Here is an 11,615-nt window from a genome sequence, read left to right as displayed (position 1 = left end):
GATCGGACATCGGTCCTCCACATCCGTGTCAGTGAATCGAGAAGCCGGTTCAGTCGACCGTGGCCCGCTGCCAGCTGTCGTACAGGCCGGCGTAGACGCCGCCCGCGGAGACCAGCTCGTCGTGCCCGCCGCGTTCCACCAGCCGGCCGCCGTCGAGCACGATCACCTCGTCGGCCCGCTCGGCCACGGCCAGCCGATGCGCCACGGTCACCGACGTGCGGCCCGCGGTCAGCCGGCGCAGCGCCTCGATGAGCGTCAGCTCGATCTCGGGGTCCACGGCCGAGGTCGCCTCGTCGAGGAGCAGGCAGGCCGGGTCGGCCAGGTGCGCACGGACCAGGGCGACCAGTTGCCGCTCCCCGGCCGACAGGCTCTCGCCGCGCTGCCCGACCGGCGTGTCCAGGCCGTGCTCCAGACCGGCCAGGAACGCGCCCGCGCCCAGGTCGGTGAACGCCCGCTCGATCTCGTCGCGGGTGGTGGACGGCCGTCCGCAGCGGACGTTCTGCTCGATCGTGGTGTCGAAGAGGAACGGTTCCTGAGGTACGACGACCAGGCGTGAGCGGAGCGAGCCGGTCGCGATCTCGCGCACGTCCACACCGCCGATCAGGATGCGGCCGCGGTCGGGGTCGGCGAGCCGGGCGATCAGCTTGGTCAGCGTCGTCTTGCCCGATCCGGTGGCGCCGACCAGCGCCACCTGGCGGCCGGCGGGCACGTCGAACGACACGTCGATCAGGGTCGGGCCGGAGTCCGGGTAGCCGAAGGAGACGTTCTCCAGGACCACCTCGGGCGGGTCGGCCGGAAGCTGCCGGCCCTCGACCGGTTCGGCGACGTCCTCGGCGATGTCCAGCAACGCCAGGACCCGCCGCCAGCCCGCGACGGCGTTCTGGGTGAAGTCGATGATCTGGGTGAACTCGGCGATCGGGGCCAGGAACAGGGTCACCAGCAGGATGAACGCGACCAGTTCGCCGGCGCTGTGGCCGGTCGACGGGCCGATCGCCAGGCCGACCGCGACGACGCCGACCACGATGATCACGGCGAACAGGTCGGCCAGGGAGAACAGCGTGCCGCCGAGGTATCCGGCCCGGGTGTTCGCGTCCCGCCACCGGTGAATGCTCGCCGTGGTGCGCCGCAGGCTCGGCCCGGTGATGCGGTAGGCGCGGATCACGGCCGCGCCCTGGATCGTCTCCGAGATCACCGTCAGCAGGTCGGCCACCCGGCCCCGGACCGCGGAGTGTGCGGCGCCGAGGCGGCCGGCCAGCGACCTGATCAGCAGCAGCAACGGCACGGTCAGGGCGACCGTGACCAGGGTCAGCCAGAGGTCGTAGTAGGCCATGGCGGCGAGCGAGGCCACCATGATGGCGCCGTTCACGACCCAGGCGATGCCGCCCCACTGCAGGAACTGGCTGAGGGTCTCGACGTCGGACGTCACCCGGGACACCAGCTTCCCGCGTGCCTCTGCCGAGTGGTACGCCACGCTGAGCCGGTGCACGTGGCTGAACGCGCGGACGCGCAGGCCGAACAGCGCGTGCTCGCTGGCCACGGCGAGCCGCAGGTGGCTGGCCCAGGTGGCCAGGGCGGTGCCCAGGACGGCCACCGCCGCCACCACGCCGAGCCGGGTCATCTGACCGGTGTCGATGTGGCCGGTGCTGAGACCGCGGTCGATGAGCTGCTGGACGAGGATCGGCACGGCCAGCCGGCCGAACCCGCTGAGCAGCGCGAAGAAGATGGTGACGGGCAGGCCGTCGCGGATCTCCGGGATGGCGGCGAGCCCGCGGCGCACCACCGCGAACGTCGAACCGGTGATGCTCTCGGCGTCGGCCGGGACCGTGCTCACGCGACCACCCGCTCCCGCTCGTAGGCCCGGGTCAGCCGGTCGTACGCGTCGATCCGCAGCAGGTCGGCGTGGGGGCCCACGCCGGCCACCCGGCCGCGGTCCAGGTAGACGACCGTGTCGGCCAGGGCCAATGTGGCGGGGCTGCTGGTCACGACGATCGTGGTGGTGGACGGCAGCTCGGCCGCGAGCCCGGCCATGATCTCCTGCCGGGTGGTGGCGTCGACGGCGGAGGTCGCGTCGTCCAGCAGGAGCAACCGGGGCCGGCGGACCAGCGCCCGGGCCAGCGCGAGGCGTTGTCGTTCGCCGCCGGAGAGCTTCACCCCCCGTTCGCCGACCCGGGTGTCCAGCCCCTCGGGCCGGCCGTCGACCAGGGCGGTGGCGGCGGCGAGCCGGAGCGCGTCGGTGAGCCGCTCGGATCCGGGTGAGTCGAGCAGGACGTTCTCAGCCATCGTGCCGGCGAAGATGAACGGCTCCTGGAAGACAGCGGCGCACGCCGCCGCCCGATCGGCCGCGGCGATCCGGTACAGGTCGGCCCCGCCCAGCCGCACCGAGCCCCCCGACGGCGGCAGCAACCCGGCCAGGGCCAGGAACAGCGTGGTCTTGCCCGAGCCGGTGCTCCCGGTGATGGCGACGGTGGCGCCGGCCGGTACGTCGAAGCTCACCTCGGACAGCACCGGCCGGCCGTCCGGATAGGCGAAGGTCAGATCGCGGACGCTCAGGTCGAGGGGGCCGTCCGGCAGCGGCTGCGGGTCGGTCACGGGCGGCGGCGGGCTCTCGGCGAGGACGGTCTCGACCCGGGCGTATCCGGCCAGCGTGCGCGGCACGTGCCCGAGGATGTTGCCGATCGTGCGCAGCGGCACCACCAGCAGGGCGAACAGGTTGACGAAGCTGACCAGGGTGCCGACCGTGATCGCGCCGCTGTTCACCCGCAACGCGCCGGCGACCACGATGATCAGCGAGGTGGCCATCGGGATCAGGTCGACCAGCGAGTCCAGCATCGTCTCCCGGACGGCCAGCGTGATCTTGGCGTCGCGCAGGCGGCCCGACTCGGCGGCGAACCGGTCCCGCTCGGCGTGCTCGAGGCCGAGCGTCTTGACCAGGAACGCGCCGTCGAAGCTCTCGTGGGCGACCGCGGTCACCCGGCCCAGCCGCTCCTGGACCTGCTCGGCGGGCGCCTGCACCTGCTTCTGGTAGAACGAGTTGACCAGCAGCAGCGCGGGAATCATGGCGCCCCCGATGAGTGCCAGGACCGGGTCCACGACCAGCGACCAGCCCGCGGTCACCACGAAGAGCAGGAGCATGCCGAAGACGTACGGCATCCGGGCCGGCAGCATCGCGGCCGCCTCCGGGTCGGTGGTGACGCGGGCCAGCTTCTCCCCGGTCGGGTGCGCCTGGTGGTACGCCATCGGCAGCGCGTCGTACCGCTCGACCACAGCCTCTCGCAGGCCGGCGTCGAACCGGGCCCGGACCGCGGTGGAGGCCCAGCGCTGGACCAGCCCGGCGCCGCCCTGGACCACACCGATCGCGAGCACGGCCAGCACCATGGCCAGCGCGGCGCCGGTGATGACGTGGCCGTCGCCGAACCGCGGTATGACCACGGTGTTGACCAGTTCGCCGAGTGCGACGGACCAGGCGACCATGCCCGCTCCGTACAGCACCGAGCCGGCCAGCGCCGCGATCATCGGGCCCGGATGGGCGCGAAAGGCGGCCAGCAGCAATGCCCGCGTGCGGCGGATCAGGCCTGGCCGCGCTGGTGATTCCTGCTGCGCCATCGTTCCTTCAATCATCAGGTTTAGATGTACGACCGGAGCTCGCCGCGCCGCCGGACATCGGTGGTGGCGCAATGGAAGGAGCCGCCGAAGCTGTTGAAGTTCCGGAACGGGCACGGGATCGGCGTGATGCCCCAGCTCTCGGCCAGCCGCCGCATCGGGATGTCCTGGGCCTCGACGACCATGTGCGTCTCGTCCACCATCAGGATGTTCATGTTGATCCACTTGCTGGTCATGTACAGCGGGTGACCGTCCGGGATGACCGGCTCCGGCGCGCGGCGCACCTCCCAGTTCTTGAACTGGGCCGGCACCTCGACCACCCGGTCGGGGTGGATGAGCAGCTTGCCCGGTGCGAGTGGCATCAGGCTGGCGTCGATGTGCATCGGGTGGTCGTCGGCCAGCTCGACCACGTGCACCTGGTACTCGTCGCCGATCTCCCGGCGTACCCACTCGATGCCCATCATGTTGGTGACGTGGCTGCGCTGGACGAAGATGTCCCGGCCGCACCGCATGAAGTCGGCGGCGTCGAAGGTCGGCTCGAACTCGGTGATGACCGAGCGGAACGGCTCCCCGTCCGGCTGATCGGTCCAGCCCTCGACGTACAGGTCGTCGGCGAGCTCCGGGCGCGGGCCGGCGCTCCACCGCGCGCCGCCGTGGAAGTACTCCTTGAGCAGCGACCGGTACGCCGAGCTGGCGAAGTACCGGGACCGCCACGCCATCGGCGCCTCGATGATCCGGTCGCCGACCACCAGCAGCAGGTCACGCGGCATGGCGTCGTAGAGCCCGGTGCTGGACCAGCCCGGCGCGCCGTACGACCGGCCGTGGTCACGCGGCTCCGGCCGGCGTACCCGGGCGCCCTGGTTCTTCAGGATGTCGACCAGCTGGTCCAGTTCGTCGCGGGCGGCGGCGACCTCGTCGGCCGGGAACGGACGGCCCGCCCGCTCCTTGAACACCGCGCGCTGGGCCGGCGAGAGCGGCGCCGCGGTCACGGCGTCGTACGGCGGGAAATGCGCGCCGTCGACCGCGCCGACGATGACCTCCTCCAGCGGATCCCACTCGTTGTACGAACGCACCGGCGACCCGATCGTGTCCTCCGGCTCAGCAGCCACGGTGTCTGCTCCGCTCATCGATCGCCCATGGCAGCCCGCAGGCTGGCCGGGCGCATGTCCGTCCACAGCTCGGCGATCCGCGCCAGGCAGTCCGCCCGGGGCGCCGGCTCGCCGGCCGTCTCCCATCCGGCGGGCACCGGCCGGCCCGAGCGCCAGATGGAGTACTGCTCCTCGTCGTTGCGCACGATCACGTACGTCTCGTCGGTGTCGCTCATGACTGCCTCTCGCTCTCGGTCCGGTCCGCGGACAGCGCCTCGATCTCGATCTCCAGCCCGACCGCGCCGCCGGGGCACCGGTCCTGGTCGGTGACCAGTCGCAGGCCGCCGCGGACGTCGATCGACGCGGGTGTCCCGGCTCGGGTGACGTCCGGCCGGAACACCGCCAGCACCTTGCCGCCGGTCAGCGCGGCCAGCCGCGGATCGGCCCGGTCCAGCTGTCCGAACAGGACGCCGTGGCGGCCTCGGCCTCGATCCAGCACCAGCGGCAGCCGGGTGGCCGACGGGAACTCGCCCGGGCCGGCGCTGACCAGCGTCCCGGAGCCGCACCGTTCGATCAGCTCCAGCAACGTCGCGGTGTCGTCCTGGGCCGGCGAGAACGTGCGGGCCAGCGACCCGCCGTCCTTGGCGATGGCCGTGATGATCTGCTTGGACCGGAACGGCAGCAGCGACAGCAGGGTGTCGCCGAGCCCGTGGGTCGCCTCGGCGAAGCCCTGCACGTACAGGCCGCAGGCCAGCTCCCCGGTGGTGCACACCCGATGCTCCCGGGAGACCACCGGCCGCCCGGCGGCGTCGGTCCGCAGGTAGGGCAGGACGTCGCCGTACATCGCCGGGTCGAGTTCCCGGCGGTAACCGGTGGCCAGTACGAGGCCGTCGGCGCGCAGCTCGGACGAACCACGCCCGAAGCGGCTGTCGACCCCGATCCGGACGCCCGCGCCGTCGTCCTCGGCCCGGGTCAGCCGGGAGCCGTCGTGCACCACGAACCGGGTCCGGCCGCGGACCTCGTCGGCGTAGACCAGCCGGTACAACTCGTCGAGGAAGCCCTCCTCGACCACGCCGTAGTTGGTCGTCCGCAGGCTGCCCGCGTAGTCGCGCCGGTTGGCCTCGTCGCGGGCCTGGAAGTCGTCGGCGTTGGCCTCGAAGAACTGCTCGTTGGCGAACGGGTTGTTGTCGGTGGCACGCAGCGAGTACCCGGGCAGGACGAGGTGGACACCGGCGTTGCGGTACCGGTCCAGCAGGTAGTAGGCGATCTCGCCGGCACTCTGCCCGTCGCCGGCCACCACGAACTCCCAGTCGCGCTCGTGGTCGGTGAAGGTCTTCGGGATCGTGGACAGGAACGCGCTGGAGTGCACCACGGTCGGGCCGGTCGTCACGGTCTCCGGCACGCGGGGCACGCCGCCGAGCGCGTGCACCAGGTTCCGGGCGTGGTACTCGACGATCTCGCCGCTCGCGGTGTCGGCCGCGGTGACCCGGAACAGCGACAGGGCGCCGTCGTCGTCACGGACCGGGGTCACCTCGCGGACCGCGGTGCGATAGCGGACCACGCCGGAGAACTGGGCGGCGACCCACCGCAGGTAGTCCTGGAATTCCAGCCGGGTCGGCCGGAACTCGGCCAGGTTGACGAACTTCTCCAGCCGCCCCTTGGCCTTCTCGTACTGCAGGAACGTGAACGGGCTGGCCAGGTTGCGCAGCGACACCAGATCCTTGAGGAAGGAGATCTGCATCCGGGCGCCGTCGATGAGCATGCCCTCGTGCCAGCGCGTGTCCGGGGACCGCTCCAGGAACAGGCAGCTGCGATCCGGTGCGATCTCCTGGGCGGCGATCGCGAGCGCGATGTTGGACGGTCCGAAGCCCAGCCCGATCACGTCGTACGGGTCGTCCGCGGTGCCCCGCCCGCCGGCCGGGCTCATCGGGCGGGCAGGGTCGCCGGTGAGTGCTCGGCCGAGCGGCCGATGTCCAGGAACCCGACCACGGCCGGCACCGGGGACACGACGCGACCGGCCTCGTCGAGCTGCTCCTGGTACCGCTCCGCCACCTCGGGAAGCCGGCTCCAGTGCGTCGTGGGGCGCAGATGGTGCTCCTGGTGGTATCCGTCGTTGAAGGTCAGCCGGTTGTACAGCCGGCCGTAGTGACTCACCGAGTTCGCGTACCGGCTGTCCGGCTCGGCGCCGAAGTGCCGGTAGTAGTTCTGGACGTTCACCAGCGTCAGCGCTACCGCGACCGCGGGCAGATAGCACATCAGCACCCATTGCCAGGACAGGACCGCGAGCAGCGCGGTGAAGGCCAGCTGCGCGAGCCGGTCCCAGCGGATCTGGCCGAGCTCGGCCGCCCGCCGGGCCGGATGCCGCGCGGCCAGGTCCCGCAGCGTGGCCTCCCCGGGACCGACTCCGCCCAGGCGGACCAGCGAGGCCACCGTGATCGCGTAATCCTGGATCGACGCGACGAGACTGAAGGCCAGATAGCGCAGGAGGGGGGCGTGCTCGTCGTCCTGGCTGTACCGGAAGGTCGAGCTGAGATCGGCGGTCGTCCCGTCGCGCTTGCGGTCGTTGTTGTAACGGTGGTGGTTACGGACGTGGCTCAGGTGGTACGCCTGCACCGACTGCGCGATATTGGCCGAGCTCACCATCGACATGACCGAGTTCAGCCGGTCGTCGGCAAACCACGGCTGGTGTACGAACAGGTGCGTGACCACGATCAACGAGTACGTCATCATGACGGCGACCAGGATCGCCGAGGCGAGCCGCGGCAACAGCCCAGCCGGGGTCAGCGCGGCCAGCGCGATCGTGCCGGCGAACTGCACGACGCAGATCCCGAGCAGGATCGCATCGGCCGGACTGTTGCGCCAGAAACGCCGAGGCTTTCGGTCGACCACGTTCACCATCACCTTCCTGCGGTTCGGCTGCTGTCCGATCGAACATAGGCAGCGGCCCGGCAGACGGCGCAGTCACCTGAACCGGCGACATCGGTGATCGCATGGTTGAAATGGCAATAAAAAAACCCGCACCCGATGACTCGGGTGCGGGATTTCCACGCGGTCCATTCAATTCAGTTTGAAAACCAGCTCCGTGACGGTCTCCTGACGTGCCTCGGAGAACCCCTCATCGGTGCCGACGCGCACGAAACCGTTGCGTTCCAGCACCCGGACCGAGCCGGCGTTGTCCTCGGCGACCCGGCCGAACACCGGCCGTACCGTCACCTCGTCGAGCAGCCCGGCGAGGGCCGCGGAGGCCACGCCCCGCCCCCACCAGTCCCGGTGGATCCAGTACGTGACCTCCATGTCGCCCTGGATCGGGAAGGCGGCGACGCTGCCGACGATCGTGCCGTCGACCTCGATCACCCGGTTGGTGATCTCGTCGTTGGCCAGGATCTTCCGGAACTTGGCCAGGTAGGCGTCGCGATCGTGGGCGGTCTTGTCGGTGAAAGCCGCCAGCCGCTGGGCGGTGTCGTCGAGCTGGATCTCGAACAGCGTCGGGAGGTCTTCCTCGCGCAGAGGTCGCAGTGACGCGCCCCCGGCCACCTTCTCGGTCACCGTGCCTCCAGGAGGTCATAGTGGATCAAAAGCGTCTGCGAGACTAACACGGCCGTCCATATTGAGTCGACGGACCCGTATTTCAGGGACACCGTGCACCAATCACCCGGGGATACGTTTCTCTTCGATGGTTCGATCGAAGGAGGCCCCGTCTTGGTACGGCAGAGCGACCTGTTGACTCCCCAGACGGCGGAATATCTTGAATTCCTGGACCGCGGGGAAATGGTCTATCTCCCCTATCTGATGTATTTCAATCGGCCGAATTTCCGATCCGCCACCATCAACACCGACCAGTACGGATTCCGCATGTCGCACGGCCCGGGCACGCAGGCGTCGGTGGGCTCGGAGCGGCTCGACGGGCCGATCCGCCTGCTGGTCGGCGGCTCGGGGACGCTGGGCTTCGGCGCCACCGGCGACGGCACCACGCTCGCCTCCCGGCTCTGGATGAAGCACGCGCCGTCGCGGCCCTGGCTGAACTTCGGCGCGCCGTACTTCAACTCCACACAGGAGCTGGTGTTGTACACGCTGTACCGGCACCTGCTGCCGCCGATCGACGAGATCGTCATCTTCAGCGGCTTCAACAACCTGATCATGGCGCAGATCACCGATCTGGAGCTGCACGGGCAGGGCGCGTTCTACTTCTGCAACGAGTACTTCGAGAAGATGCAGGAGCTGCGGAAGCGGTACGCGAAGCCGGTCAAGGGCCCACGCTGGCGGACCGGTCCGAAGCAGCCGGCGACCGCGGCACGATCGGCCGGCATGGAGGTCCGCGCGCCCATGTCGACGGTGATCGAGTCCGCCGTCGACCTCACGGTGCGGCACCTCGACAGCTGGCTCGTGCTGGCCGCCGCGACCGGCGCCCGGGTCAGCTTCGTGCTGCAGCCCCTCGCGACCTGGCTCCGGGAGAAGCCGTCGCCCCAGGAGAAGCTGCTGTTCGACGAGTTCGACGAATTCTCCGAGTACGGCACCTGGGAGGACCGGTACGGCGAGGTAGGCAGCATCGCGACCGGCGCCGCCTACGCGTCGGCCCTGGCCGCGGCCTGCGAGCGCAAGGGCGTGCCGTTCGTCGACATGGTGTCGCGGCTCGCCGCGGCGACCGGTCCGTCGGACTGGCTCTTCGTCGATCGCGGGCATCTCAACGACAACGGCTACGACATCACCGCGGGGCTGCTGGCCGAGAGCCTCGAGCTGAGTTGAGAGGGGAGGTGAGGTCACCGTGGCATTTCTGCGGCGAGTGATGGCCCGGTTTTTTCGACGCAAGCAGAGGAGGAAGCGCGATGATTCCATCTACCCGATGTTCTGACGATCCGGCGGCGTTGCCGATCCAGACGGTGTTCGCGCGTGCCTGCGACCCGGAGAGCTCGCCTCATCCCGACGCTCTCCGGCCCGCGATCGTGGCGGAGCTCGACCGCGTCCCCCTCTCCGCGGTGGCCGCCCTCGGCCCGGCGGTCCGGGAGTGGGCGGCCGCCGAGCGGACCCGCTTCGCCGCGCTGTTCGACACCGCCGAGAGCGAGGGCTGCGCCGGCGTGCTCATGCGCCGGGCGGCCCTGGCCTGTGCGCCCCTCGCGTCGCTGTCGGGGGCCTGGCTGCAGTGGATGAGTGAGCCGGGGAACTTCGAGGAAGCGATCTCCATGGGGTTGCTCATGCTGTTCGCCGCCGACGTCGGCGCCGGACATCCACGGGCGTCGCGGGGCAGCGCGTACCTCTCCCTGATGCAGCACCTCCGCGTGGCGGTGCACGCCCACCCGGCGAGTCACCTGGCGCAGGACCGCCGGATCGCCGACCAGTCGTTCTACCTCCCGGCGATCGCGCTGACGATGAGCCGGCACCCGGAGGTCTACCAGGGCGAGATCATCGGTCTCGATCTGTGCCTGCGCGAGGCCGGCGTGCTCCCGCCGCTCGACGGCGTCCGGAGCCGGCTGCCGCACGTGGCCGACTGGACGGCGCTTGATCCGGGCCTCGCGCGCACCTCGGACCGGGCGCCCGCGGTCGAGGACGCCCGGGCCGTGGCGGCCGCGTTCGCCGAAGGAGCCGGCCCGCCCGGCGCGACCGCGATCGACCGAGGATTCGCCTGGGCCTTCGACGCGCTGCGGGACTGGTGCGACGAGACCTACCAGGAGCTCGACGCCGCGCGCGACCCGGCCTTCGAGATGGCCGAGCTGGTGCGGTCCCGGGCCCGGGAGGCGTCGTCCTACCACGGCCGGTACGTGGTGGAGGGCCGGCCGTTGAAGGAGTGGCTGACCGAGGCGTGCACCGACCCGGTCCCGTTCCTGGCCGTGCTGGCCGGCAGCCGCATCATCCGGCCCGGCCGGTCCGGGGCGAGCAGTCTGACCGGCCGGCTGCTGTCGGAGCGGGGACCGATGTTCCGGGTGTTCCCGGACGAGGACGTGGACACCATCAACCGGTGGATCGACGCGCTGCCGGCCGATCCCGGAGAGCGGGCGGCATTGAAGCCGCCGGCCCACCAGCCTCGGCGGATCAGGCTGCGGACGGTCCCGGAGACGGACACCGGCCGCGCCCCGGCGGATCTGCGGCAGGCGTACACGTACCTGATGCGGCGCGCCATGACCCCGGCCACCCGGCGATACGCGCTTCGCTACGTCGAGGAGTGGCTCGCCCGCTCCCGCTTCGGCATGAACTCGTCGGATCCCGCCCTGCCTGCCGAGCCACCGGCCGGCGGGCTGCGGCCCTGGCTGCTCGACCAGCACGACCTGCACAACGACGACTTCCAGCACGACCAGGGCGTGGCCCTGCCCAGACGCGCCGACGTGATCGACTCGACGCTGCAACTGGCGCCGACCACCCTGATCGACGGCGCCTGGCTGTCCGGTTACACCGACTACCAGCTCGCCTCCACCGAGCGCGGCCACTTCCTGTTCGAGACCTACTGGGACGAGCTCGGGAACGGCGAGCTGAACCTGAACCACCCGCTGATCTTCCGCGACGCCCTGAAGGACATGGGCATCGACCTGCCGCCGACCCGGTCACCGGAGTTCGCTGCCTGGCCCGACCTGTGGGACCAGTCGTTCGAACTGCCCGTCTACTGGCTGGCGGTCGGCCGGTTCCCGCGCACCTTCGAGGCGGAGATCCTCGGCCTGAACCTGGCGATGGAGCTGTCCGGTGTCGGCGGGAGCTACCGCCGGGCCAGGCAGTCCCTCCGGGAGTACGGCTTCAGCACCCTGTTCGTCGACATCCACAACACGATCGACAACGTCGCGACCGGGCACTCCGCCTGGGCGGCCGACGCCATCGACGGATACCTGACGCAGCAGGCGCCCGCGGCTCGGGCGGAGGTCTGGGAACGGATCCGGACCGGGTACCGGTCGCTCAACCCGCCGTCCGGATTCTGGGCTCGCACCGCGGCTCGCCGAGCATGAAGTG

Annotated in this window: 9 protein-coding genes; 2 read left to right on the top strand and 7 right to left on the bottom strand. The window is 70.7% G+C overall.

Translation table 11 applies throughout. From position 1 onward, the window contains the following. Positions 1-49 precede the first annotated feature (49 nt). From QSK31_RS38550 to QSK31_RS38520, 7 genes are all read right to left on the bottom strand, one after another. The gene (locus QSK31_RS38550; protein WP_285689665.1) at positions 50-1,831 is read right to left on the bottom strand and encodes an ABC transporter ATP-binding protein; all 1,782 of its coding nucleotides are present in this window, start codon (positions 1,829-1,831) and stop codon (positions 50-52) included. Beyond that, a complete protein-coding gene (locus QSK31_RS38545; RefSeq protein ID WP_285689664.1) occupies positions 1,828-3,618 on the bottom strand; it encodes an ABC transporter ATP-binding protein in 1,791 nt (596 codons plus the stop codon). The genes QSK31_RS38550 and QSK31_RS38545 overlap by 4 nt, the downstream gene beginning before the upstream one ends. A 5-nt stretch (positions 3,619-3,623) precedes the next feature. Continuing rightward, positions 3,624-4,709 carry an amidinotransferase gene (locus QSK31_RS38540; RefSeq protein WP_285689663.1) on the bottom strand — a complete coding sequence of 362 codons (1,086 nt, stop codon included), beginning with the start codon at positions 4,707-4,709 and terminating at the stop codon, positions 3,624-3,626. 14 nt (positions 4,710-4,723) lie between these two features. Next, on the bottom strand, positions 4,724-4,924 hold the full coding sequence (locus QSK31_RS38535) for an MbtH family protein (RefSeq protein ID WP_285689662.1): 201 nt from the start codon (positions 4,922-4,924) through the stop codon (positions 4,724-4,726). After that, a complete protein-coding gene (locus tag QSK31_RS38530; RefSeq protein WP_285689661.1) occupies positions 4,921-6,615 on the bottom strand; it encodes a SidA/IucD/PvdA family monooxygenase in 1,695 nt (564 codons plus the stop codon). Before QSK31_RS38530 ends, QSK31_RS38535 begins: the two co-directional genes overlap by 4 nt. After that, a complete protein-coding gene (locus QSK31_RS38525; RefSeq protein WP_285689660.1) occupies positions 6,612-7,577 on the bottom strand; it encodes a fatty acid desaturase family protein in 966 nt (321 codons plus the stop codon). The genes QSK31_RS38530 and QSK31_RS38525 overlap by 4 nt, the downstream gene beginning before the upstream one ends. 168 nt (positions 7,578-7,745) lie before the next feature. Then, a complete protein-coding gene (locus tag QSK31_RS38520; RefSeq protein ID WP_285689659.1) occupies positions 7,746-8,234 on the bottom strand; it encodes a GNAT family N-acetyltransferase in 489 nt (162 codons plus the stop codon). A gap of 153 nt (positions 8,235-8,387) precedes the next feature. Here QSK31_RS38520 and QSK31_RS38515 point away from each other — a divergent pair, with 153 nt between their 5' ends. Further along, complete coding sequence (locus QSK31_RS38515) at positions 8,388-9,431, top strand: SGNH/GDSL hydrolase family protein (protein WP_285689658.1); 1,044 nt, start codon at positions 8,388-8,390, stop codon at positions 9,429-9,431. Between the two features lie 80 nt (positions 9,432-9,511). After that, positions 9,512-11,611 carry an iron-containing redox enzyme family protein gene (locus QSK31_RS38510; RefSeq protein ID WP_285689657.1) on the top strand — a complete coding sequence of 700 codons (2,100 nt, stop codon included), beginning with the start codon at positions 9,512-9,514 and terminating at the stop codon, positions 11,609-11,611. Positions 11,612-11,615 lie beyond the last annotated feature (4 nt).

It is taken from the genome of Actinoplanes sp. NBRC 103695, assembly GCF_030269485.1.
Classification (GTDB): domain Bacteria; phylum Actinomycetota; class Actinomycetes; order Mycobacteriales; family Micromonosporaceae; genus Actinoplanes.
The sequence above is the reverse complement of the archived record's forward strand: the minus strand, read 5'-3'. Positions and strand labels throughout refer to the sequence as shown.